Genomic DNA, 23,286 nt, shown 5'->3' with positions numbered 1-23,286 from the left:
CCGCGGTTCGATCCCGCGTAGCTCCACCAAACAAATTCAAGAGGTTGACCTTCAGCGGGTCAACCTCTTTTTTTTTGCTTTTCCCGGGTAACACACACCGATGGCCCTGACGACCTTCAGCATTCCGCTTGCAACCTTCGACCCCCTGCTCTGTCATCAGCAGTTCTTCCCGCAGGGCCCGGGATTTCTAGAAACCCTGAACCCGCAGGCAAAGACCGGACGCTATACCCTTGTCCCACTGCGCGTGGTCGATTCGTTCCGCCTGACTCATCAGCACCTCCTCCAGACCCGGGGAAAACAACAACGTGAACTGGTCGGCGACCCACTGCGGCTACTGGCGGATATCCTCAGTCACCGCGCCGTTGAACAACCGACAGACACCCCCTTCCCCGGTGGCTTTTTCGGATTTTTCGGCTACGACCTGGCGCAGCAAATAGAGACTCTGCCGCAAAAGGCTCAGCGCGACCTGCCGATACCGCAGCTTCAGCTTGACTGGGTCGATCTGACCGCCGTCTTCGATCATCAACAACGCATGCTGACCCTCGCGAGCCTGAACAAAGACACCCGTCTTGATGATCTTAAAAAACTCGCAGAGAATATTATTCAGCACCAACAATATCCACTCCCTGCAGGAAACCTGCACATTCCCCTGCACCCCCAGTCGCGAATCACCCCTACCCGCTTCATGGCGATGGTCGAACAGACGCGCGCCTATATCGCCGCCGGAGATATCTACCAGGCGAATCTCAGTTGCCGGTTTGACTGTGAGATTCAGGGAAGTTCCGCGGAACTCTATCGCCGCCTGCGCGAGATCAACCCGTCGCCGTTCGCCTGCCTGCTGCAATGGGGCGATTTCAGCATCATCTCCAGTTCTCCCGAACGTCTGGTCTCCCTGCGTGGCGATCTGGCCGAAACCCGTCCGCTTGCCGGCACCCGCGCGCGCGGCAAAGATCGAGTCGAAGATCAACAGCTGGCTACCGAACTGCTCGATCATCCCAAGGAGCGCGCCGAACACATTATGCTGCTCGATCTGGAACGCAACGACCTCGGTAAAGTCTGCCGCGCCGGCAGCGTCAGGGTCGATGAATTGATGGCCCTGGAGCGCTACTCCCATGTGACCCATATCGTCTCCAATGTCTGCGGCCGCCTCGAAGCTGGTATGACCCCTTTCGACCTGCTGCGTGCGACCTTTCCTGGCGGCACCATTACCGGGGTACCCAAAAAGCGCTGCATGGAGATTATCGATGAACTGGAACCGACCGGCCGCGGCAGCTATACTGGCAGCGCCGGCTATATATCGGCCGGCGGTGAGATGGATCTGAATATACTGATCCGCGGTTTCCAGCGCGCTGGCAATCACCTGAGCTACCAGGTCGGCGCAGGAATCGTTGCCGACTCTGATCCACAACGTGAATGGCTGGAATGCCTGGCCAAGGGTGAGGCTTTAAGAAAGGTTCTCAGTGAGGTCGCTGATGCTGCTTAGTCTGAATGGTCAGATCATCACGCCTGAAGCTGCCAGGCTGCCGCTAGATGACGCGGCCCTGCTCTATGGGGACAGCCTGTTTGAAACTTTCAGGGCCGAAGAAAACCGCGTGCTCCTGCAAACCGAGCACCTCGATCGCCTCTGCCTTTCGGCCCAGCTTCTCGATTTTCCCTGCGACCGGTCCAGACTTGAAGATGCGTTAACCCAGATGGCCGCGGCTCTCGATCAACCATGTTCACGCCTGCGCCTGACACTGGGGCGCGGCACGACGACCAGCTTTCAACTCGCGGATGGCCACGACAGCTGGTACACGCTGACTGCGGTTGCCGCGACCTCGATCAGCGCCAAGGAGCGCGAGACCGGTGCCGCCTGCGTGCTAGCGCCGAATAGTCGCAGTAATCCCCTCGACCATCTCCCCCAAATGAAACGTGGCAACCATGCCGATTGTCTTTATGCTGCGGATTTTGCCCGCAGACATAACGCCCGCGAAGCCCTGTTTGTCGACCAGGGGCTAATCATCGAAGGGAGCAGCAGCAATATTTTCGCGCTCTACGGAGAAACCCTCTTCACCCCGCCCCTCGGCAAGCTGGTCCTTGGCGGCGTCACCCGCAAAGCCTTGATCGCAACCGCCACTGAATACGGCTTAAAACTCAAAGAAGAAGCGTTGCCGCTCGAACGATTATATGCCGCGAATGAAGTCTGGCTGAGCAATGCCATGACCGAGCTGCTGCCGGTCGCCAGCATCAACGCCAAACCAATTAAGCGTGCCACCCGTTGGCAAGAAATTCACCATCTGTATAAACTGCGAACTGAGACTTGACATCGGTGAACTTCTGCCTATAATCGACCTTCGCATGCCGGAGTGGTGGAATTGGTAGACACGTCGGTCTCAAAAACCGATGGCTTCTGGCCGTGCCGGTTCGATTCCGGCCTTCGGTACCATCTATAAAAACAAGGGCTTAGCCAGAAATGGCCGAGCCCTTTGTTTTTATATTCGCGCACCTTGGTACACCTGAATCACCCCTGGAATCCTAGATTCGCCTGATCTATAAAAAATGAAGAGGATCGCAAGATTTACAAGCAATGCACTTTGTAAACTATCCTGAACCATGCTTGCGATTGGTGGCGCGAACAGAGCGCCATTGAGTGCCTTTCCTTCGGCCTATTTGTCTACAACTAGCATAATCCTACCTTCTAGTTAGCTATCCAACTCATCCAAGAAGACATAAATTCCTAAGTTGTAGTATTGTGTTGCACCTCTTCAAAATCTCTTGGTATCCTCAGGAGTGTAGTTACGTTCTTCTATTTTGTTATTATGAGATTTCTGTTTTAGTTCTATTTCTTTTAGTTTTATATCTGTATATGTCAAATAATTATAAAAAGAGTCATTTAGGAGTAGAATCACGAGAGTATTTTCTATTGGAAGTATATCTTCTTTGGATCCTTTATCAGGTTTGAACCCCCATTGGTAGGCTTTTAGGCCCTTAAAATATGGAGTGCTTGGTATAGAGTATTTCCCTGTAAGTATCTCCAGAAGTTCAGATTTCTTTGAGCTGGGAAATCGAGCCTCTATCTCGTACAACTTTCGTGGCTCTACACTGGTCATTTTTAGAGTGATGCGTGTGTTTACTCCCAGGAGCTTTGAAGTATATTCAATAGCAGAAGCATTTAAAAAATTCTTGTCGATTAACCGCTCATTGAAGCCCTTTATATTTCCAGCTGGGCTCCCAGATATTACTAAAGGGACATCTTTTTTTCTGCCCATAGCTACCACTTCCGACATAGTCATGCCTGTATGAAAATCATCAAATTCCAAAGCTATGGCAGGTGAGGCGATAAGGAGCATAATGACAATGAAGGTAAAGCTTATTATAAAATTACATAACCGTTTCATTTAACTCTCCAGTAGATTAATCAATGCTTCTGCTTCTCAGGTACAACCCCACGAACACCATGGAAGAAAAACTCAGCAGGTTGTCTTTGAGGTGGTCAGGTTTGCGACTTTGCAAATCTGACCCCATTGCCCCATAGAAAAACCCCTGCGAGAAGCTACCACATTAACCCACAATTGCGGCGAGATGGATGGAAAACCCATTTTATTGAATAGCGCTCTGACAGATTTTCCTATTTTACCCCAGATTAGCACCCCGCCCAAATGTGACGAGATCCCAAATCACTCGACAGCCGGGTTTGAAGTCCACTACTTAAAAAACGCACAGCGGGATCGATTTTCCATCTGTTTTTTAAAGAGAATCCCCATTACGCGGGCTTTCATTCATTGCTATAATCATGGAGTGAAGAAGCTACGCACCTTCGACTTATGGCGGCGCCCCCTGGCTGGAATATTCAAGGAGTTACTTCGAACAGAGGGGTTGGTTGCCTGGTGCGTAACGAGCAGCTCATCGCCGCTCTGGGGGGAAACCCCCTTCACCGAGTGCTATCCCGAACTATGGGTCATCGCTGATGAAGCCTATCCGCACGTGCGCGTCCTGCTTGATGGTTGGCTGGCGAAACCTGACGGGGAGGCTGCTGAGACTTGGACCTGTCAGTTCTGTGGTGAGACCTGACAGGCGCAGCTTAATGCCTGTTGGTGCTGCGAAGGGCAACGGGACTGACAGGCCGCCGACCGATGCTCCAGAGCAATCGATGGGCGGATTTAACCTAGCCGCATTCAGTTGCAAGAAGTTTGCAACCGACACCCGGAATCGGCTATATTTCAGCTGGACCTTAACTAAAATGGAGATTTCAAAAAATGCTTAATGACAGACAAACCTTCTCACACGCCTCAGGAATTGTAGGTGTTTCAACCTTCCTCCCCAAAGTCTATGGCTGGATGACCGCCGGTTTGGGCCTGACCGCCCTGGCGGCAACGATGACCCTGTCGAGCCCTGCTCTGCTCAATCTGATTTTTGGCAACAAGCTGGCCTTCTACGCCCTGATCTTCGGTGAACTAGGCCTGGTGATTGGCCTTTCAGCAGCGATCAATCGAATTAGCGCCACCACCGCAACCTTGATGTTTCTGCTCTACTCCGCCTTAAGCGGGGTGACCTTCGCCTCGATCTTTCTCATCTACACCCGCAGTTCCATTGCCAGCACCTTCGTGATCGCCGCCGGAACCTTTGGTGCGGTCAGCCTTTACGGCTATGTCACCAAACGTGATCTCTCCGGATGGGGCAGTTTCTTCTTTATGGGGTTGATCGGCATTATAATCGCTTCGGTGGTTAACATCTTCATGCAGAGTGCCATGCTCACCTGGGTCATCAGTTACATCGGCGTCGGCGTCTTTATCGGCCTGACCGCTTATGACACCCAGAAGATCAAACGAATCGGAGCCGCTGGCTTCGCGGATGCCGAGTCCAGTAAAAAAGCCTCTATTCTCGGCGCGTTGACTCTTTATCTCGACTTTATCAATCTCTTTTTAATGATGTTAAGGATCATGGGCAATCGCCGCTGAAACTGTTTAAAACCCCCACTGCCCATGGCAGTGGGGGTTTTTGTTGGCTTTTTTCAGGCGTTTTAACTCTTCAGGATGTTAATACACAGGCAATCGGCTGAAGCGTAAATGGTTCCCTCGGCGCCGATAATCCGTCCCTTCACTTTAACTTTTCGCCCCTCAACCGACACGACCTCGCTTTCAACCTGCATCACGGTTTCAAGCGGCAGCAGCAAGCTGAAATGAATGTTCAATCGGCCGACCACGACCGGATGACCCGCCGCCCAGGCTGCGAGGCCTAGCACCTCATCCAGTACTGCCGCCATTGAGCCACCGTGAGCATGTCCAGGAGGACCTTCTGTTTCAGGTCCAAACCATACGCGAGCCATAAGAGCCTTTTCTTCGTCACGAAAATAACGGACCCGAAACCTTTGTCCCTGGGGATCGCCAGACACAAAGCGTAAAGAGTTCCCGACCAGAGAAGGCGCATCAAATGCTTCCCAGGTCTTCTCTCCGTTAAGGTCAAATTCTGTTTTTTGGATTGTTGTCATCAGTTTTCCTTTTCATGTGATTTTTTTTGTATACACTACGGTTACCCCTCTTTTTCGCCCGGGCAAAAGGGCCACGGAGGTCAACTTTGCCAGCATTGGACAGGGAGTAACCCAATGATTGAAATTTTTACAACAGGTGGCACCATTGACAAGGTTTACTTTGATGCCAAAAGCAATTTTCAGATAGGCGAATCCCCTATTCAGGATCTGCTCATCGAGGCCAACCTGACGATTGACGTCAAGGTGACCGAGGTTATGCGCAAGGACAGCCTCGATATGACCGATGAGGACCGCGCCCAGATCAGGCGGGCGATCGAAGCGAGTGGTTCCACCCAGGTGGTCATCACTCATGGGACGGACACTATGGTTCAAACCGGTCGAGCGCTAAAAGGGATTGCTGGAAAAACCCTGGTTCTTACGGGGGCCATGCAGCCGGCACGCTTTCGTGCAACGGATGCCCTTTTCAATGTCGCCTCAGCACTGACCGCCGCACAAACGCTCCCCCCGGGGGTCTATATCGCCATGAACGGACAAATTTTCGACCCACAAAATACCATAAAAAATGTGGAAGAGAATCGCTTTGAATTACGAAAATAAGCCCTCAGAAAAGGCCAAGGCTATCTACAATAGATAGCCTTGGATTCCAGTCCCTTACGCCTCATGCCGCGACTATTACAATATCTGACTTAAAAACAGCTTCGTCCGCTCATTCTGCGGATTGTCAAAAAATTCATGCGGCGTGTTCTGTTCAACAATCTGTCCGGCATCCATAAACATCACCCGGTCGGCGACACTCTTGGCGAAGCCCATCTCGTGGGTGACAACCAGCATCGTCATACCCTCTTCAGCGAGATCGATCATAACGTCGAGCACCTCTTTGATCATCTCGGGATCAAGCGCCGAAGTGGGCTCATCAAACAGCATAACGTTGGGGTTCATGCACAGACTACGCGCGATCGCCACCCGCTGCTGCTGCCCCCCTGAGAGTTGACCGGGAAATTTAAGCGCCTGCTCGGCAATATGGACTTTCTCCAGATACATCATCGCCGCTTCTTCGGCTTCTTTTTTCGGGGTCTTGCGTACCCAGATCGGCCCTAAGGTCAGATTTTCGAGAATGCTCAGATGGGGAAAGAGGTTGAAGTGCTGAAACACCATCCCGACTTCGGCGCGAACCTTTTCGATATTCTTAATGTCTTTAGTGAGTTCGATCCCGTCGACAATAATCCGCCCCTTCTGGTGCTCTTCCAAGCGATTGATACAGCGAATCATGGTCGATTTTCCTGACCCCGAAGGGCCGCAGATCACGATCCTCTCACCGTGGACAACCCGCAGATTAATATCCTGCAGGACATGAAAATCACCATACCATTTGTGCATGCCGATCAATTCGATGATCGGCTCCCCATTTTTTTCCTGAACTCTTGTCGACTGTTCATTCATAAGGTTATCCCGTTTATTCATAATCTAACGACCGGTGTGAAGTGCTCTTTCGAGTTTTCGGCTGTAACTGGACATCGCATAACAACAGATAAAATAGAGCGCGGCCAGAAACAGATACGCCTCCCTGGAATAACCCATCCAGGTTGGATTCGACAGGGTGACCTGAGTGGTTTTGAGGACATCATACAGAGCAATGATAACCACCAGAGAAGTATCTTTAAAAGCCGAGATCAGAATCCCGACGGATGGCGGAATCACAATTTTCAGGGCCTGGGGTAAAATGATCAGGCGCATTGTCTTGCCATAGCCCAGCCCAAGAGACTCGGCCGCCTCATACTGCCCCTTGGGGATGGCCTGCAAACCACCGCGCACCACCTCTGCGATGTAGGCGGCGGTAAACAGAATGATTGCAACCTGGGCACGCAGCACCTTGTCGATGCTGATCCCTTCGGGGAGGAAGAGCGGAAACATGACCGAGGACATGAATAGCAGACTGATCAGCGGTACGCCCCGAATCAGTTCGATGTAGACCACACAGAGCGACTTGATTCCGGTCAACTTCGAGCGCCGCCCGAGGGCCAACAAAACCCCCAGAGGATAAGCGAAGACCATCCCGAAGAGGGCCAGCATCAGGGTCAGCGGAAAACCACTCCACTGATCGGTCTCAACCACCGGCATACCAAACACACCGCCGTACATCAGGGTACCCATGCTGATCAAGCCAATAGTCCAGTAGATACCAAGGGAACGTTTCCAATGTTTGCTGTCTTTTGAGTAGAAAACCAGGCCGAACAACAAGAGCATGGTTAAAAGCGGTCGCCAGTGTTCCCCTTTGGGGAAGAAACCGAAAAAGATAAAACTGGCATTATCAGGAATAATCGACCAACAGGCGCCATTAATATCGCGGCAGGCCTCAGCACTGCTGAACCAGAGGCTGTCGACGAAGGCCCAACGGAACAACGGCGGGACAAACAGCCAAAGGCCATAAAGAACCAGGAGAGTCAGAATTGAATTAAACCAGTTATTAAAGAGGTTTTCGCGCAGCCAGCCGATCACACCAACGTTGCGGATCGGTGGCTTCATCTGTTCTCTGGCGGCATTTGCAATCCGTGAATTCAGCATATTACCTCTCCACCAGAGTCATTTTTTTGTTGTACCAGTTCATAAAGACCGAGGTCGACAGGCTGAAGCAAAGGTAAATGGCCATGATCAATGCGACACCTTCGATCGCCTGACCAGTCTGGTTAATCGTAGTATTGGCGACAGAAACAAAATCTGAATAACCGATGGCAATCGCCAACGAACTGTTTTTAGTCAGGTTAAGCATCTGGCTGGTCAACGGCGGAATAATGACCCGCAAGGCCTGAGGTAAAATCACCAGGCGCAGGACCTGTCCAGGGCGAAGGCCAATCGCCATAGCCGCTTCGACCTGACCGCGGTCGACAGCTTGAATGCCGGCACGTACGATTTCGGCAACAAAAGCCGAGGTATAAAGGACCAACCCCAACAACAACGCACTAAACTCCGGACTGACCGTCACCCCGCCCGAGAAGTTGAAGCCCTTGAGGACCGGTATATTGAGCGCGGTTGGGGCCCCGGCAAACAACCAGAGCAGCAGGGGCAGCAGCAGACAAAGCCCTATCCCCATGCGATGAATCGGCAAAATCCGCCCGGTGTTATCCTGGACCTTGTGCCCCCAGCGCGCCAACAACCACCAGCCGAACACGCCGACCAGTAACGCAATAAGCATATGGCTATGCACGGGATGATCAGCAAGTACGCCAAAGATCAGCCCGCGATTACACAAAAACACACCCGGCAGCGGGTTGAGGGCTTGTCGAGGCGCCGGAAAAGCTTCGTAAAATAATGCGTACCAGAAAAAGAGCTGCAGCAGAATCGGAATATTCTGCATCACCTCGATAAACCCGCCTGACAGGCGCGACACCAGCCAGTTACGAGAAAGACGCGAAATTCCGACGATGACGCCCAGGAGCAGGGTCAATAAAATGCCGACAAAAGAAACCTTGAGGGTGTTTAGTGCACCGACAAGGAGTGCCCGTGAGTAGGTATCCGCCGCAGTATATGCGATCGCGGGATCACCGATCTCAAAACCGGCTTCTCGCTGTAAAAAACCGAAGCCAGTCGCAATCGACTGTCTTTTTAAGTTGGCCTGGGTATTGGTGAAGAGAACATAACCGATGCTGAGAGCCAGTAGCAGCACCACGATCTGAAACACCATTCCTCTTTTATCAGGATCGCGCCAGAATGGAACGGTTGGCGGCAGATCACCATTTGTGCCGGATGTCTGAGTGTCCAAGGTAGCTCTTTTCATACAGGGGCTGTGCAGATAAAAAACGGGGGGCGTTCGCTAAAACGTCCCCCGGGTCGCATAGAAAAATTACTTGAAAGGCGGTGAATACATCAAGCCACCATGTGTCCACAAGGCGTTGAGCCCCCGCTCAAGCCCGAGGGTCGTGTTGACCCCAACGTTGCGCTCAAACACCTCACCATAGTTTCCAACCTGCTTGACGATATTGTAGGCCCAGGCTTCATCAAGACCGAGCGCCGCGCCATTGCCAGGGATAACGCCGAGAAAACGCTGAATGACAGGATCTTTGCTCTTGAGCATTTCATCAACGTTCTTTGAGGTAATCCCCAGTTCTTCGGCATTGATCATCGCAAGTACCGAAAAATCAACGACATCACGGAACTGGTCATCGCCATGACGGACGGCTGGAGCCAAGGGCTCCTTGGAGATGATTTCAGGAAGGATAACGTAGTCTTTGGGATTCGGAGCAACCGCGCGGGTCCCCGCCAACTGTGAAGCGTCCGAGGTCAGCACGTCGCAGCGGCCAGCAAAAAAGGTTTTGGCCAGTTCCGTGGTGTTCTCGATGACAACCGGCTTCCATTTCATGTTGTTAGTACGGAAATAGTCGGCAGCATTCTGCTCAGTGGTGGTACCAGGCAGGACGCAGACTGTAGCCCCATCAAGCTCTTTCGCACTCTTCAGTCCAAGTTTTTTCGGAACCAGAAAGCCCTGGCCATCGTAGTAATTGACCGCCACAAAATTCAGACCAAGTTGAGTTTCACGAGTCAGGGTCCGAGTTGCGTTACGGGTGAGCACGTCGATTTCACCCGATTGCAAGGCAGTGAAACGCTGCTGCGCGGTCAGTGGGGTGAACTTAACTTTATTTGCATCGCCAAAGATCGCAGCGGCAATAGCGTGCGCAGTATCAACATCCAGACCTCTCCAGACGCCATTTTTATCAGGCATACCAAAGCCGAACACCCCGCCGTTGACACCGGCCTGAATAAAACCCTTTTTCTGAACCGCGTCAAGATCCTTACCGGCAAAAGCCATTCCGCTGCAAAGCAGCGAAACTGCTGCAACCAAGGCCATCAATCTCGAAAATCGCATTTTCGTTCTCCTTTTATCTGTTAGTTTGTGGTGAGATAGTTTTTTGTCCCAATGACACAGGGACCCACGGGAAAGCATCACTTAAAAGCCTAGCATAATTTCAATGCATCGCCAGTCAGATCAGGAGAGAAAAACTCAGAGTTCAATATTAACAAAACACTGTTCCATTAAAATAGATTAGAGTCCCGGGGGCTGTCAATCTCTTAAATAGACATTTTTATTCAAAAAATACCAGGAGGCGAAGACGACCAACGATTTTCAGGCTTTTTGGCGCCGGATAAAGCAGCCCAGGAGAAGCCCGCCGCTGAGGAGTAGACACAGGTAGGAAAAAAGATCTCCGATATGGCGATAAAGGCATGGCCTCGCCCCCAGTTCCACTTGACCGGTGACGATGGCTTCATGAAATAAAGGCGTCTCGCCGAGAGTCGCGCCATCCGGGCCAATCAACGCCGAGATGCCGGTATTAGCTGCGCGGGCGATCCAGATCCGATTTTCTATGGCACGCATACGAGTCATATCGAGCAACTGACGCGGCGCAGAAGAGCGCCCGAACCAGGCATCATTGGTTATATTGACCAAGAGATCACTGCCGTTATTCACATACTCACGAGCCAGCGCCGGAAAGATCGCCTCGTAGCAGATCAGGACACCAAGATCATGACCATTCAGGGCCAAAGGCCTGACTGTTCCTGGGCTAAAATCTCCCACCCCGGAGACAAGCTTATTTATAAAAAACAGCACCTTGGCAAATGGAACATATTCTCCAAAAGGGACCAGATGGATTTTATCACTCCGACCTAACACCCGACCATCGCCCCCAAGCAGAAAGGCGCTGTTAAAATAACGGTAACCATTATCAGGAGTCACTTGATATGAGGGGCTACCAAGCAGCAATGAGGTGTCGGTTAGAGCGGGGATTCGCAAAACCTGACTACTGGAGGGACTCTTCTCCTGCAGATAAAAAGGAGTCGCAGCTTCCGGCCAGATCAACAGTCTGGCGCCCTGTTTTGCTGCCTTCAGGCTGAGGCGTTGATACGCATCCAGAGTCTGCTGACGATAGGTACTGTCCCATTTCTGGTGTTGTCCAATATTCCCCTGAATCAAGCCAAGGGTCATACGCGGCAGATCACTACTCCCCGAACTGGACAGAATTGAACGACCATAATAAAAACCACCCCCCAGCAACAGGGCACAGAGGAGGAGTCCGCAGCAGATGAGACGCGGTTGTCGATATTGCAAAAAGAGGGTCAGAGTCAGGTTGCAGATCATAAACAGGGCGGATAGGCCATAAACGCCGAAAAGATCGGCCAGTTGCCGCAAATTATTCATGTCGATGGCGGCATAGCCTAAAAGACCCCAGGGGAAACCACTCAGCAGAATGCCACGCAGATATTCGAAGGCCACCCAGACCAGCGGCAAGGAGACCAGTAACGGGATACGCAGCATATGTTGAGCACGGCAACTCAACCAGAGAGCAGCCCCAAAATACAAGGACAGGTAGAGACACAAAAGCAGCCAGGCAACCACCGAGAAGAAAGGCGCCAGTCCACCATAGTCGGTCATGACAATATTCAGCCAGTAGAGGAGTGGAGCGAAGAAAAAGAGACCGCAGACCAGGCCACTGGCAAAGGGCCGGCGCTCGGCAACGAGCAGCAGGGGGACCAGCGCGAGAAAACCGAGCCAGCCCTGGCTGACCGGCGGGAAGGCCCCCGCCAGCAACAAGCCGGAGAGCGCCGCCGGGACTAAATAAACATCGATTCGGTTGCGGCAATATGTAAGGAGAGCTGGCTTCATCCCTCAGCGACGAGACCGGCCGGGAAAACCCTGATTTGTCGCACCGCCCGCGGGTCGGCATCCACAATCAGCATCTGCAGCTTGTCGAACTCAAGGCGCTCGCCGCGAGCGGGTACCCGACCGAGCATTTCGACGACATAGCCACCCACGGTATCGAATTTTTCTCGCGCTACGGAGATCGAGAAATGCTCTTCAAACTCCTCAATATTCAGACGTCCATCGACCAGCACCGTACCAGTCTCCTCAACAATCAACCAATCCTCTTCAAGGTCGTACTCATCCATAATATCGCCGACAATCTCCTCGATCAGATCCTCTATTGTGACCAATCCTGAGGTGCCACCATATTCGTCGATGACAATGGCCATATGCACACGGCGCTGGCGGAAGTCCTGCAGTAGATCGCTGACTTTTTTGGACTCGGGGACCAGAAAGGGAGGGCGCAAAACCTGGTTCAGATTCAGTTCTTCAAGCGGGGTGCCCCAGAAACGTAAAAGATCCTTGGCATAAACAAGTCCGAAGATGTTGTCACGGCTGTTATCATAAACAGGAATACGCGAATGCCCGGAATCGTTGATCGCCTTTAAAATATCCGCGAGGGGCGCAGTACGATCACAACAGACCATCGAGGTGCGCGGCACCATAATCTCCCGCACTATGGTGTCATTCAGTTCCAGAATCGACTGGAGCATGTCCCCTTCTTCTTCATCAATGATCCCCCCTAACTCAGAGGCATCAATCATCTCCTGCAAGTCAGCTTCAGTGCTGGCCAGCGGGCGTGTCGAGAAGATTTTTTTCAGACCGCGGATAAAACCCGGCTCAGATCGTTCAGGCTGCAACCAATCCCCCTTGTCTAGAGTGCTGCTTTAAAGCCATTCTCATCGAGAAACTCCTGTTGTATCAACGAAAAAATTTCACGTTCCTTCGCTTCCATTTCGATGGCCTGCTCTTCAGTGCCCCGCTCATGATCAAAGCCGAGCAGATGCAGAATTCCGTGCAGTAACAGAAACACCAGTTCATGTTCAAAAGGGATCTCTGCGTCAACAGCGTCTGCGGCCGCGCGCTCGGCGCTGATCACCACATCACCCAGCAACTGAGGCTGAACGCCGGCCCCCTCTCCTTCCTGCATGGCAAAGGAGATGACATTGGTCGGTCTGTCCCGCTGCAGATAATCGCGATTAATTTGTTGAATCTCGTCGTTATTGACGATCAGCAGTGAGAGCTCGCCATCAGGGAATCCCAAGGCGCTTAAGATCTTTGTGGCTATCTTTCGCAGCGGCCGCATCAGGATCTTCTGGCTCCGTTGGTGGTTCTCGATCTGGATTTTCACTAGTCGGCTCTGCCTCCATTTTTTTCTCACGCACTATATGAACCGGCTCAGGATAGTCAATCCGGTTATGGAAAATCCCCCCAAGCACCTGATTAAAGCTTCGAGCGATCAGGTGCAGATCTTTCAAGGTCAAATCACATTCTTCCAGTTGGCCATCAATAAAAATATTGTTGATCAACTTTTTCACCATCCCCTGAATGCGCGCCGACGTCGGGTCGGTCAGGGTACGACTGGCGGCTTCAACCGCATCGGCCAACATAATCAAAGCAGCCTCACGCGTCTGTGGCTTTGGCCCATGATAGCGATAAGCCCGCTCATCGATCTGCTCCATCCCGGGCTTGACCTGCAGTTTGGCCTTTTCATAAAAAAACTTGATCAGCGCCGTACCGTGATGCTGCTGAATAATGTCGATAATAGGGGCACCCAATTTGCGTTCACGCGCCAGTTCGACACCTTCTTTCACATGTGCCGTTAAAATCAGGGCGCTCATCGAAGGCGCAAGCTTGTCATGTTTGTTGCGCTGTCCCCCGGTATTCTCGAAAAAATAGAGCGGTTTTTTGATCTTGCCGATGTCATGATAATAAGCAGCAACCCGTGCCAACAGGGGATTGGCACCGATCTCTTCAGCAGCAGATTCAACCAGGCTGCCGACGATCATGGAATGGTGATAAGTCCCCGGGGCCTGAACCATCAATTCGCGCAAAACCGGTGAATTCATGTTGGCTAATTCAAGAAATTTGATATCGGTGGTGTATTTAAAGATGCTTTCGGCAAGAGGGATAATACCATTCACCACCACCGCACTGAGCAGGCCCCCAAAAAGCCCCAGACCGAGCTTGTACAGCAACTGCAAATCGAGCGGCTTACCCGCCAGCAGGTGGATGCCCAGCAACATTCCAGCATTGACCAGAGCAACCCAGACCCCAGCCCGGTAAAGATTGGAGCGTTCTTTACAGTGACGCACGCCATGCGCCCCCATCAGGCTCGAAGCCAGGACATAAAGCGCAATAAACAAGCTGTTGCCGAAGAGGACTCCAACCAGCCAGGAGATGCAGACAGAGAAGATCAGGGCGGTCTCAGAGTTTAGAATGATCCGCACCACCATGGCACCCATGGCGAAGGGGATGGCATAGTAAAAACTGTTGGCGTCGATAAACCCGACAGTACTCGCCAGCCCGGTCGCGATCGCCATGCAGGTTTTAACCACCAGAAAAAAGACCAGTGTCGTACAGGCCAAAAAGAGGAGAGCACGCACATCAGGGTTGTATTTGCGGATACTCGACCGGACAAAACAATGGGCCGTTGCATAAAAAATAAGGATGCACAAGAGGAGACCAAACCCGATTTGCAGGGTTCGATTGTCGCGTCCGAGTTCGCTCAGAGCATGTAACTTGGCGATCTGAACGGCGGTCACCCGCTCCCCCTCCCGCACAATCATCTCACCTTTTTTAACCTGAAAAAGTACGGGGGCGATATCATCGAATGCTCTCTGACGACGCAGCTCGGTCTCTTGCTGATTGTAGGTCAAACTGGGCCGAAGCAACTGCTGAAAAACCCCGAGGAGAACCTTTCGCTGAGCACGTTTAATTCCCGGAGTCTGTTTGAGCAGAGGATCACTCCCGGCAAGCGCCTCAGTAAGACCCATCACCCGAGGTAAATCGGTATAGACCTTCTCGGTCTGGCTTGAGAGATCGCGAACGACAACACCCTTGGCCTGATCGGCAAGAAACAGTTTGAGATTAGCCACGAGGGGTCGATCAAACACCTCTTGCTGTAGACTAAGAGTGAGTGCGGCGACGTCAAGGTCGGCGGGAAGGGTCTTCAGGACCTTATAGTCCTCATCAGTCAGCGCAACGCCGAAGGCCGTTTCAACCGCAGCACGCAGTTTGTCCTCGTCCCCGTCTGCAGTGACGGTGGCGTCTGCGGCCTTCGCTGTTTCTGGTTGAGCAGCAGCACGCGTGAGCTCACGCAGGCCACGATTCAGGCGGGCGATGCTATTGTGACCCGCATCTGCATCAAAATCATATAACGGATGAATGGCCTGGCGAGCTTCTTCCCGCTTGGTCAGGGTCAAAGGTTCATCTTCAATCAACAGATCACGCGGAGATTTAATGTCCCGCGAGGCGATCTCACCCGGCACGTGATATTCAGGGATAAACCCGCCCTTGGGGATAATCACCAGGGTCAGGAGCAGTGCAATGACGATTAACAGCACCTTAGCTACCTGATTTTTGTCCCGATACCAGAGCCGCGCCTGTTCGGCCGAGGCAAAACTTTTTCTATCGCCCTTTTTCTCGCTCTTCTTTTCGACTTTTTTATCTGGCCGTTTATCGAGAGGGCCGGACTGAACTTTTTTTGCCATATTTAGTTTTTGGCTCCTTCGCCCGACGTGAGATTCAGATTGCGCCCGGGACGCAGTGAACGCTTGTCGGCCGCTTCGTAGGCCTGAACGATCGACTGAACGATCGGGTGCCTGACCACATCGATATCGCTGAAATAATTAAAACAGATACCACTGACGTTGGAGAGCACATCAATCGCACTTAACAAGCCGGAGTTGCTGCTTGCTGGCAGGTCAATCTGAGTCACATCACCCGTCACCACCGCGCGACTGCCGAACCCGAGGCGGGTTAAAAACATCTTCATTTGTTCACTGGTGGTGTTCTGTGCTTCATCCAGGATAACAAAGGCGTCGTTCAGAGTTCGCCCGCGCATGAACGCCAACGGAGCAACCTCAATAATGCCGTTTGCAACCAGCTCTTTCCCACGCTCTGGCTCAAGCATATCAAACAGAGCATCATAGAGCGGCCGCAGATAGGGATTGATTTTTTCTGCCAGGTCTCCCGGCAGAAACCCCAGCTTTTCCCCCGCCTCCACAGCCGGGCGTACCAGCAAAATACGACTGACCTCTTTACGCATTAAAGCGGCAACAGCCATGGCCATGGCGAGGTAAGTCTTGCCGGTACCCGCCGGACCGACACCAAAAACCACATGATGCGCCCGAATTGCGTCGATGTAGTGTTTTTGCGCCAGACTTTTTGGACCGATGATTTTTTTGCGGGCAGAAATAAAAACAGTATCAAGAAAGATGTCGCGTAATTTTGTAGAGGAATCCTGACAAAGAATCCGCACTGCATAATCGACATCGGGGGGATAGAGCGGCATCCCCTCTTTGAGGAGTTGCTCCAGTTCTTCGAAAACCCGCCGTCCGATTTCAGCCTGGGCGGCGTCACCGGAGAAATGCAGCTCAAGTCCCTTGCTGCCAATACGTATCCCTAGCGCGAGCGCGACCTGCTTTACATAGCGATTCTGACGGCCCAAAAGTGCTCCGACGAGATCAGCATCAGCAACAATAAATTTCTGCGTGCGACTCATAGCGAGGCTGGACCTGAAGGTAAGTATCTATTCACTGGCGCAATCTAGCATCAAAACTGCGCTTTTTGCAATCTCTGAAGCGTGTCCCAAAAAAGCCGACCTGAACCAGATTTCTGGTCGATCCAACTGAAAATTCGATCAAGCTCTGCGCCCCTCCTCCAAAATGGTTATGCTGTGCGTCCCCCGACAAAACCGCCTCTATCTCGACTCCCGGAAGCAATTCAGCCTTAGTGATGAAATGAGTATCGCAACTGACAGCTCCGGCGCCTGCCCCACTTGCCCCCCGGGCAGTGGCAATGCTATACAGACCCTTCGATTATTTCACTGTTTCTTAATCCCTAGCCACCCGGTTGAAACCATGAGCGAAGACACAAAAAAAATCATCTATTCAATGATGCGCGTCAGCAAGAGCTACAACAAGCAGCCGATCATCAAAGACATCTCCCTCTCCTATTACTATGGAGCCAAGATCGGTGTGCTCGGTCTGAACGGTTCAGGCAAATCGACCCTGCTCAAGATCATGGCTGGGGTCGACAAAGATTTTAACGGCGAAGCGGCCCTTTCCGGCGATTACAGCGTCGGCTATCTGGAGCAGGAACCGAAACTCGACGACAGTAAGACCGTGCGTGATGTGGTCAAGGAAGGTGTTCAGGAGACCGTCGATCTGCTGGCCGAATTTGAAGAGATCAACAACGCTTTCGCCGATCCTGATTGCGATATGGACAAACTGCTCGAACGCCAGGCCAAGGTACAGGATAAACTTGATGCCTCTGACGCCTGGGATCTCGACTCGCGCCTGGAACTGGCCGAAGAATCGCTACGCTGCCCGCCGCCCGAGACCCCGATCAAGAATCTGTCCGGTGGTGAAAAACGCCGCGTGGCGCTCTGCCGCCTGCTGCTGGCGAAACCGGACATTCTGCTCCTCGACGAGCCGACCAACCACCTGGACGCCGAAACCGTCGCCTGGCTGGAGCAGCACCTGCAGCGTTATCAGGGAACGGTCATCGCGGTCACCCACGACCGTTACTTTCTTGACAATGTCGCCGGCTGGATTTTAGAGCTCGATCGTGGCCAGGGCATCCCCTGGAAGGGAAACTATTCCAGTTGGCTGGAGCAGAAACAGGAGCGGCTGCGGAAGGAAGAGAAGTCCGAAAGCAAGCGCCAGCAGACCCTGCAACGCGAGTTGGAGTGGATCCGCATGTCGCCCAAGGGTCGGCATGCCAAAAGTCAATCACGGATCAGCGCCTACGAAAAACTGCTCGGCAATGAGGCCGCAGCCAAAGAGCAGACGCTGGAACTCTATATTCCGCCGGGACCACGCCTCGGCGGGATCGTCGTGGAAGCCAAGGAGATCAGCAAGGCCTTCGGCGAGCGCCTGCTCATCGACAAACTCAGCTTCAGCCTCCCCCCCGGCGGCATTGTCGGTGTCATCGGCCCCAACGGCGCCGGTAAAACCACGCTCTTCCGCATGATCACCGGCCTGGATCAGCCCGACAGCGGCAGTATCAAGGTCGGCGAAACCGTCAAACTCGGCTACGTCGATCAAGCCCGTCAACTCGACGCCAACAAAACCATCTTCGAAGAGATCACCGGCGGCCAGGAGATCATCATGGTCGGCAACCAGTCGGTCAACAGCCGCGCCTATGTCGCGCGCTTCAACTTTTCCGGCAGCGACCAGCAGAAGAAGGTCGGCGTCCTCTCCGGCGGCGAGCGCAACCGCGTGCACCTGGCCAAAATGCTGCGCGAGGAAGCCAACGTCCTCTTGCTCGATGAGCCGACCAATGACCTCGACGTCAACACCCTGCGCGCCATGGAAGAGGGGCTCGAAAACTTCGGCGGCTGCGCCGTGGTCATCAGCCATGACCGCTGGTTCCTCGACCGCATCGCCACCCACATCCTCGCCTTTGAGGGGGATTCTCAGGTACTCTGGTTCGAAGGGAACTACTCCGAATATGAAGAAGACCGTAAAAAGCGCCTCGGTCGCGACGCCGACCAGCCCCACCGTATCCGTTATCGGAATCTGACCCGACAGTAGCATTCTGATAAATACCAAAGGGTCAGGTACCTTGCAGGACAAACAAGGACTGCAACCTATCGTTCAGTTCAAATAAAGAAAGGCCAACCTCGACACAGGGTTGGCCTTTCTTTATTTGATAAATAGTCGCAGGCTAAGTCATTGCCAGACTAGAGAGGGGCGATCACGGGGTTTGGTCCTGTCGCTTCACGACCTGTTTTTTCCAGAATATCGACTCGGGAAAAAGTCCTCCTTCATGCACAGGTGTCACAGATCACTTATCGGGTCGCGGCACCACGACAATCCCGGATTCGGTTACCGTGAACCCCTTGCTCCGATCGGCGTCAGGATCATAGCCGATGATCGCCCCGTCCGGTATCGCGACATTCTTGTCGATAATCACTTTGCGGATCTGGACGTGCCGTCCGACCGTGACATTTTCGAAGAGGATGGAGTCTTCAACCAGGCTGTAGCTGTTGATTTTACAGCGCGGTCCCAGAATCGAGCGTCGCACCGTGCTGCCGCTGGTGATACAGCCGGCACAGACGTAGGAATCAATATTCTGGCCGCGACGGTCATCACCGTCAAAAACAGTCTTGGCGGGCGGCAGATTCCCCTGATTGGTCAAAATGGGCCACTTGTAGTTATACAGGTTCAGCTGCGGCGACACATTGACCAGATCCATGTTCGCCTCATAATAAGAGTCAAGGGTGCCCACGTCACGCCAATAACCACGCTCCTCGGCCCGCATGCCGGAGATCAGGTTATCATTGAAGTTGTAGGCAAAGACCCGGTCCCCCTTTGCCAGCATCATCGGGATCACGTGCTTGCCGAAATCAAGATCCGCATGCTTTTTCTTCCCCTCGAGCAGCACTTCGATCAACTTTTTGGTGGGGAAAATATAGTTGCCCATGGAGGCAAAACAGGTCTCGCGCCCCGGAATCCGTTCAGGTTTCTCTGGCTTTTCATCGAACCCGATGACCTGCGACTCTTCGTCCACGGAAAAAACCCCAAACCGGCTGGCTTCTTCGACCGGGACTTCCAGCGCGGCAATCGTGATGTCTGCACGATTCATGCGGTGGAAATTGATCATCTGGGTGACGTCCATCTTGTAAATATGATCACCGCCGAAGACCGCCACATATTCCGCGTCGGTGGATTCGACAAAGCGCAGATATTGCAGAATGGCGTCGGCGGTCCCCTTGAACCACTCCTCGCTTTCGCTGCTGGTCTCTGGCGAGATATCGACGTAGAACTCACCGAGTCCGGTCCATTTCCCCCAGGACTCGCGGATATGCTTGTTGAGTGAGTAGGCCCGGTACTGGGTGAGGATATAGACCTTCTTGATCCCCGAATTAAACAGATTGGAGAGCACAAAATCGATGATCTTGTACTTCCCGCCGAAGGCTACGCTCGGTTTGGCCCGACGCAAGGTCAGCGGGCTGAGCCGCTCCCCCTTCCCCCCGGCCAGCACCATCGCGATGGTATTTCTCCCTACACCGTCCATGGAATACATAAAGTGTCCCTCCTTGCGTAACAGCTAGTCGATTTAAGTATTTAGCTGAATATTTTTAAAACCTCTTCAACCAATCTAAGTTAAGAGCAGTCGTTAAGACCGGCAGGGTTCTTTATAGATTTATTCTAACAGGCTGAAGCACCCTTTTTGCAAATGCTAACGAAACCAGAGTGACAAAAAAGGCACATAGGTAATAATCAGTACCGATGCGAGCAGCAGTAAAAAGAACGGCCAGGTCGATTTATAGAGCGTAAGCACCGGCACATCAAAACGATAACTGGCAATAAACAGGTTGAGCCCGACGGGAGGGGTGATGTAGCCGATCTGCATATTGGCAAGAAAGATGATCCCGAGATGCAGGGGGTCAATGCCGTAGCTGAGCGCGACCGGCAGGATCAACGGAACGACCAGCACCAGCGCCGAGAAAATATCGAGCAGAGCGCCGAGCAACAGCAGGAAGATATTGAGCAGCAGCAGAAAGGTCAGGCGCCCTTCGACATGCGACTGGACATAATGGAACAGTTTGGCCGGAACTTCGGCGTCGATCATGTAGCTGGTCGAGGCGAGAGAAACCCCCAGGATCAGCAGGATACCGCCCACCAGCACCATCGATTGACGCATGATGACCGGCAGCTGGCGCAGGGAGATTTCACGCAGGATGAAAACCTCGACCAAAAGCACATAGCAGGCGGTAACCGCGGCAGCTTCGCTGACGGCAAAGTAACCACTATAGATTCCGCCCAGTACCACAAAAGGGAGCGGCAGTTCCCAGATCGATTCACGCAGGGAACTGCGTACCTCGCCAAGGGTTATCTTCCCCCCAAGTTTCTTTCCCCGGCGCTTGTAGACCACGTAGCCGCTGAGCAGAACCAGCATCAAAATCCCCGGCAATGCGCCGGCCAGAAAGAGATCATCCAGATTGACGCTGATATCACCACCCGCCTGCTGCGCGACAATGCCGTAAAGAATCAGAGGGAGTGACGGCGCAAAGAGCAGACCGAGACTGCCGGAGGTCGTAATCAGGCCGAGGTTGAAATTTTTCTCGTAGCCGGCCTGCTCCAGCGCAGGATAGAGAATCGCTCCCAGGGCAATGATCGTGATCCCGGAGGCGCCGGTGAAGGCGGTAAAGAAGGCACAGGCGATCAGGGCGACCACCCCGAGACCACCCGGAAACCAACCGAGAAAGGCGCGTGACAGCCGCATCAGGCGACCCGGAGCGCCGCTTTCGCCGAGCAGATAGCCGGAAAAAGTAAACAGCGGAATCGCCAGCAGCACCGGCATTTCGGCCAGGCGGTAGATCTCGATCGGCATCACGGTCAGATCGATCCCACTTGAATGAAAACCCCACATGGCGCTGGCCGCAATAATCGCGAACAATGGCGCACCGAACAGGGCGAAAAGTGGGAGTAACACGCTCATACGACCTCTTCCGGGAGTGGGTAGATAGTGCGACGCACATGGCCAAGGTAGCGCAGGCACATCATGCCGAAGCCGAGGGGCAGGATCAGTTCAAACCACCACGCGGGCAGCCCGGTCATGACTTTGGTTTGATATTCCTGTTCCATCTGGATGAATTTAAACGAATAAAAGGCAAGCATGCCGCAGACCGTCGAAGTAAAAAGGTGCAACATGATCTGGACCAGAGGTTTGATTTTCTTCGGCATAAAACGCAGTAACAAGTCGATGGCGATATGACGGTCATCACGACTGGCGGCCATGGCTCCGAGCAGGCCGAGCCACAAGACCAGCAGGCGCAGAAACTCGTCCGCCCAACTCATGCCGCCGCCAATAAAATTACGCTGCACAATCTGCCAGCCGGCCAGCAGAATCATGCCGGTCAGCAGGATTGCGAGCAGCACATCTTCGATACGTCGACCCAGCGCATCCAGACGCTTTAGCAGCCCGCCAATACTCACTTTGTCCCCTTTCCCTGGCTACGATACTTCTGTAACAGTGCCTTGATTTCAGCGTAGCGATCGGCACTGAAAAGTCCTTCCTGGGCACGGGTTGAAAGGGCGGCTTCAGTCGCCGCACGCATCTGCGCGAGTTGCTGCAGCGGTTGCTCTTCGATAAGCCCCTGTTTGCGCAAGGCCTCTTCGGCCTGGGCATTTTCCTGGCGATTTTCCTTATCGAGCCGCTGATAAATCCCCTCAAATACCGCGCTTACCACCTGCTGATCCGCGCTGGACATCTTGTCCATCACCTTGGAATCAAGCACCAGCATGGCGAAAATATAGGAGAGCGGCGTCGGGCTGAAATACTTGACCTGGGTGTGCCACTGAAAGGCGATAGCGGCCAGCGGCGACGAACCGATGACGTCGATCAGGCCAGTCTGAAGACCGGTGAGCACATCGGTCAACGGCAGGGTAACCGGGGTCAGGCCGTTGGCTTCCATCGCGGCATAACTGGCGAGATCCCCCTCGGGCACCCAGACCTTTTTTCCCGCTAGATCGGCCAAATTAGCAATCGGCGTCTTGGAGAACATCAGCGCCATCCCCCCTCCGGCAAGACCAAAACAGGTAAACTGTGCATCCTTGAGCGCCTTGATCATCATTGAATCCATGCTGGCACGCACGAAATCAACCTCTTCAAGGGAGTTGAACAGCATCGGCAGACTATAAAGACTGAGGTCAGGAGCGACCGTGGCCATGGCTCCGCTGGTAAAGGCACCGCCCTGCAACTGCCCGATACGAATCTTGCGCAGTACCGCCTTTTCATTGCCCATGACACCACCGCCGTAGAGCTTGATCTTGACCCGACCGGCGGTCTTCTCTTCGACCTGTTTGGCGCCGTCACGCATCTGCACCATCCAGCTTGAGCCTTCAGGGACGACGGTCGCCAGCTTGAGCGTCAGGGCACTGGCCGATAAGGGTATGAGCAGAAGCAGGAACAGAAGGGACAGGTTGCGCAGCATATTAATTATCTCCGTTTT

21 protein-coding genes and 1 tRNA gene are annotated in these 23,286 nt (G+C 53.1%); 7 read left to right on the top strand and 15 right to left on the bottom strand.

Annotated elements, in window-relative coordinates:
* Positions 1-100: 100 nt before the first annotated feature.
* The 3 genes from D888_RS0105355 (at position 101) to D888_RS0105345 (ending at position 2,425) form a co-directional block, all read left to right on the top strand.
* On the top strand, positions 101-1,483 hold the full coding sequence (locus D888_RS0105355) for an anthranilate synthase component I family protein (RefSeq protein ID WP_020675512.1): 1,383 nt from the start codon (positions 101-103) through the stop codon (positions 1,481-1,483).
* On the top strand, positions 1,473-2,303 hold the full coding sequence (locus D888_RS0105350; protein ID WP_020675511.1) for an aminotransferase class IV: 831 nt from the start codon (positions 1,473-1,475) through the stop codon (positions 2,301-2,303). The genes D888_RS0105355 and D888_RS0105350 overlap by 11 nt, the downstream gene beginning before the upstream one ends.
* 36 nt (positions 2,304-2,339) lie before the next feature.
* Positions 2,340-2,425 (top strand) — tRNA-Leu (locus D888_RS0105345).
* 319 nt (positions 2,426-2,744) lie between these two features.
* Here D888_RS0105345 and D888_RS0105340 read toward each other — a convergent pair.
* Complete coding sequence (locus D888_RS0105340; RefSeq protein WP_020675510.1) at positions 2,745-3,377, bottom strand: hypothetical protein; 633 nt, start codon at positions 3,375-3,377, stop codon at positions 2,745-2,747.
* A gap of 400 nt (positions 3,378-3,777) precedes the next feature.
* Here D888_RS0105340 and D888_RS22640 point away from each other — a divergent pair, with 400 nt between their 5' ends.
* Both D888_RS22640 and D888_RS0105325 read left to right on the top strand, forming a co-directional pair.
* Positions 3,778-4,050, top strand: a complete 273-nt coding sequence (locus D888_RS22640) for a hypothetical protein (RefSeq protein WP_156826949.1) — start codon at positions 3,778-3,780, stop codon at positions 4,048-4,050.
* A 185-nt stretch (positions 4,051-4,235) separates the two neighbouring features.
* Positions 4,236-4,937 carry a Bax inhibitor-1/YccA family protein gene (locus tag D888_RS0105325; protein ID WP_020675508.1) on the top strand — a complete coding sequence of 234 codons (702 nt, stop codon included), beginning with the start codon at positions 4,236-4,238 and terminating at the stop codon, positions 4,935-4,937.
* A 62-nt stretch (positions 4,938-4,999) separates the two neighbouring features.
* Here the strand turns inward: D888_RS0105325 and D888_RS0105320 are convergent, their stop codons facing one another.
* The gene (locus tag D888_RS0105320; protein ID WP_020675507.1) at positions 5,000-5,467 is read right to left on the bottom strand and encodes a PaaI family thioesterase; all 468 of its coding nucleotides are present in this window, start codon (positions 5,465-5,467) and stop codon (positions 5,000-5,002) included.
* A 114-nt stretch (positions 5,468-5,581) separates the two neighbouring features.
* On the opposite strand from D888_RS0105320, the gene D888_RS0105315 reads away from it, so the two are divergent.
* On the top strand, positions 5,582-6,064 hold the full coding sequence (locus tag D888_RS0105315) for an asparaginase domain-containing protein (RefSeq protein ID WP_020675506.1): 483 nt from the start codon (positions 5,582-5,584) through the stop codon (positions 6,062-6,064).
* A gap of 75 nt (positions 6,065-6,139) precedes the next feature.
* Here D888_RS0105315 and D888_RS0105310 read toward each other — a convergent pair whose 3' ends face one another.
* The 9 genes from D888_RS0105310 to D888_RS0105270 form a co-directional block, all read right to left on the bottom strand.
* Positions 6,140-6,907, bottom strand: coding sequence for an ATP-binding cassette domain-containing protein (locus tag D888_RS0105310; protein ID WP_020675505.1), 768 nt, complete (start codon positions 6,905-6,907; stop codon positions 6,140-6,142).
* Positions 6,908-6,931: 24 nt separating this feature from the next.
* A complete protein-coding gene (locus D888_RS0105305) occupies positions 6,932-8,029 on the bottom strand; it encodes an amino acid ABC transporter permease (protein ID WP_020675504.1) in 1,098 nt (365 codons plus the stop codon).
* 1 nt (position 8,030) lies between these two features.
* Positions 8,031-9,239 (bottom strand): amino acid ABC transporter permease, encoded by a 1,209-nt coding sequence (locus tag D888_RS0105300; RefSeq protein WP_083928776.1) that lies wholly within the window; start codon positions 9,237-9,239, stop codon positions 8,031-8,033.
* Between the two features lie 66 nt (positions 9,240-9,305).
* Entirely contained in the window at positions 9,306-10,325 is a 1,020-nt protein-coding gene (locus D888_RS0105295; RefSeq protein WP_020675502.1) for an amino acid ABC transporter substrate-binding protein, read from the bottom strand.
* A gap of 258 nt (positions 10,326-10,583) precedes the next feature.
* Entirely contained in the window at positions 10,584-12,119 is a 1,536-nt protein-coding gene (gene lnt / locus D888_RS0105290) for an apolipoprotein N-acyltransferase (RefSeq protein ID WP_020675501.1), read from the bottom strand.
* The gene (locus tag D888_RS0105285) at positions 12,116-12,958 is read right to left on the bottom strand and encodes a hemolysin family protein (RefSeq protein ID WP_020675500.1); all 843 of its coding nucleotides are present in this window, start codon (positions 12,956-12,958) and stop codon (positions 12,116-12,118) included. Before D888_RS0105285 ends, lnt begins: the two co-directional genes overlap by 4 nt.
* Before the next feature lie 14 nt (positions 12,959-12,972).
* The gene (gene ybeY, locus D888_RS0105280) at positions 12,973-13,362 is read right to left on the bottom strand and encodes an rRNA maturation RNase YbeY (protein WP_020675499.1); all 390 of its coding nucleotides are present in this window, start codon (positions 13,360-13,362) and stop codon (positions 12,973-12,975) included.
* Positions 13,349-15,811: an HD family phosphohydrolase gene (locus D888_RS20750; RefSeq protein WP_020675498.1), complete on the bottom strand. Its 2,463-nt coding sequence runs from the start codon at positions 15,809-15,811 to the stop codon at positions 13,349-13,351. The genes ybeY and D888_RS20750 overlap by 14 nt, the downstream gene beginning before the upstream one ends.
* A gap of 2 nt (positions 15,812-15,813) precedes the next feature.
* Positions 15,814-16,824: a PhoH family protein gene (locus D888_RS0105270; protein ID WP_020675497.1), complete on the bottom strand. Its 1,011-nt coding sequence runs from the start codon at positions 16,822-16,824 to the stop codon at positions 15,814-15,816.
* A gap of 358 nt (positions 16,825-17,182) precedes the next feature.
* Here D888_RS0105270 and ettA point away from each other — a divergent pair, with 358 nt between their 5' ends.
* Complete coding sequence (gene ettA, locus D888_RS0105260; protein WP_020675495.1) at positions 17,183-18,859, top strand: energy-dependent translational throttle protein EttA; 1,677 nt, start codon at positions 17,183-17,185, stop codon at positions 18,857-18,859.
* Between the two features lie 253 nt (positions 18,860-19,112).
* Here the strand turns inward: ettA and glgC are convergent, their stop codons facing one another.
* The 4 genes from glgC to D888_RS0105240 form a co-directional block, all read right to left on the bottom strand.
* Positions 19,113-20,354, bottom strand: coding sequence for a glucose-1-phosphate adenylyltransferase (gene glgC / locus D888_RS0105255; protein WP_020675494.1), 1,242 nt, complete (start codon positions 20,352-20,354; stop codon positions 19,113-19,115).
* Between the two features lie 156 nt (positions 20,355-20,510).
* On the bottom strand, positions 20,511-21,773 hold the full coding sequence (locus tag D888_RS0105250; protein WP_020675493.1) for a TRAP transporter large permease: 1,263 nt from the start codon (positions 21,771-21,773) through the stop codon (positions 20,511-20,513).
* The gene (locus tag D888_RS0105245) at positions 21,770-22,270 is read right to left on the bottom strand and encodes a TRAP transporter small permease (protein WP_020675492.1); all 501 of its coding nucleotides are present in this window, start codon (positions 22,268-22,270) and stop codon (positions 21,770-21,772) included. The genes D888_RS0105250 and D888_RS0105245 overlap by 4 nt, the downstream gene beginning before the upstream one ends.
* Positions 22,267-23,268 (bottom strand): TRAP transporter substrate-binding protein, encoded by a 1,002-nt coding sequence (locus tag D888_RS0105240; protein ID WP_020675491.1) that lies wholly within the window; start codon positions 23,266-23,268, stop codon positions 22,267-22,269. The genes D888_RS0105245 and D888_RS0105240 overlap by 4 nt, the downstream gene beginning before the upstream one ends.
* Positions 23,269-23,286 lie beyond the last annotated feature (18 nt).

The sequence above is a fragment of the Geopsychrobacter electrodiphilus DSM 16401 genome (assembly GCF_000384395.1).
Lineage (GTDB): Bacteria > Desulfobacterota > Desulfuromonadia > Desulfuromonadales > Geopsychrobacteraceae > Geopsychrobacter > Geopsychrobacter electrodiphilus.
Note: the sequence above shows the minus strand (reverse complement) of the source record. Positions and strands in the feature narration are given on the sequence as shown.

Excerpts from the sequence above, each read along its gene's own strand:
- D888_RS0105355 (WP_020675512.1), top strand. The coding sequence starts at position 101 with ATGGCCCTGACGACCTTCAGCATTCCGCTTGCAACCTTCGACCCCCTG.
- D888_RS0105350 (WP_020675511.1), top strand. The coding sequence starts at position 1,473 with ATGCTGCTTAGTCTGAATGGTCAGATCATCACGCCTGAAGCTGCCAGG.
- D888_RS0105340 (WP_020675510.1), bottom strand. The coding sequence starts at position 3,377 with ATGAAACGGTTATGTAATTTTATAATAAGCTTTACCTTCATTGTCATT.
- D888_RS0105325 (WP_020675508.1), top strand. The coding sequence starts at position 4,236 with ATGCTTAATGACAGACAAACCTTCTCACACGCCTCAGGAATTGTAGGT.
- D888_RS0105320 (WP_020675507.1), bottom strand. The coding sequence starts at position 5,467 with ATGACAACAATCCAAAAAACAGAATTTGACCTTAACGGAGAGAAGACC.
- D888_RS0105315 (WP_020675506.1), top strand. The coding sequence starts at position 5,582 with ATGATTGAAATTTTTACAACAGGTGGCACCATTGACAAGGTTTACTTT.
- D888_RS0105310 (WP_020675505.1), bottom strand. The coding sequence starts at position 6,907 with ATGAATGAACAGTCGACAAGAGTTCAGGAAAAAAATGGGGAGCCGATC.
- D888_RS0105305 (WP_020675504.1), bottom strand. The coding sequence starts at position 8,029 with ATGCTGAATTCACGGATTGCAAATGCCGCCAGAGAACAGATGAAGCCA.
- D888_RS0105300 (WP_083928776.1), bottom strand. The coding sequence starts at position 9,239 with ATGAAAAGAGCTACCTTGGACACTCAGACATCCGGCACAAATGGTGAT.
- D888_RS0105295 (WP_020675502.1), bottom strand. The coding sequence starts at position 10,325 with ATGCGATTTTCGAGATTGATGGCCTTGGTTGCAGCAGTTTCGCTGCTT.
- lnt (WP_020675501.1), bottom strand. The coding sequence starts at position 12,119 with ATGAAGCCAGCTCTCCTTACATATTGCCGCAACCGAATCGATGTTTAT.
- D888_RS20750 (WP_020675498.1), bottom strand. The coding sequence starts at position 15,811 with ATGGCAAAAAAAGTTCAGTCCGGCCCTCTCGATAAACGGCCAGATAAA.
- D888_RS0105270 (WP_020675497.1), bottom strand. The coding sequence starts at position 16,824 with ATGAGTCGCACGCAGAAATTTATTGTTGCTGATGCTGATCTCGTCGGA.
- ettA (WP_020675495.1), top strand. The coding sequence starts at position 17,183 with ATGAGCGAAGACACAAAAAAAATCATCTATTCAATGATGCGCGTCAGC.
- glgC (WP_020675494.1), bottom strand. The coding sequence starts at position 20,354 with ATGTATTCCATGGACGGTGTAGGGAGAAATACCATCGCGATGGTGCTG.
- D888_RS0105250 (WP_020675493.1), bottom strand. The coding sequence starts at position 21,773 with ATGAGCGTGTTACTCCCACTTTTCGCCCTGTTCGGTGCGCCATTGTTC.
- D888_RS0105240 (WP_020675491.1), bottom strand. The coding sequence starts at position 23,268 with ATGCTGCGCAACCTGTCCCTTCTGTTCCTGCTTCTGCTCATACCCTTA.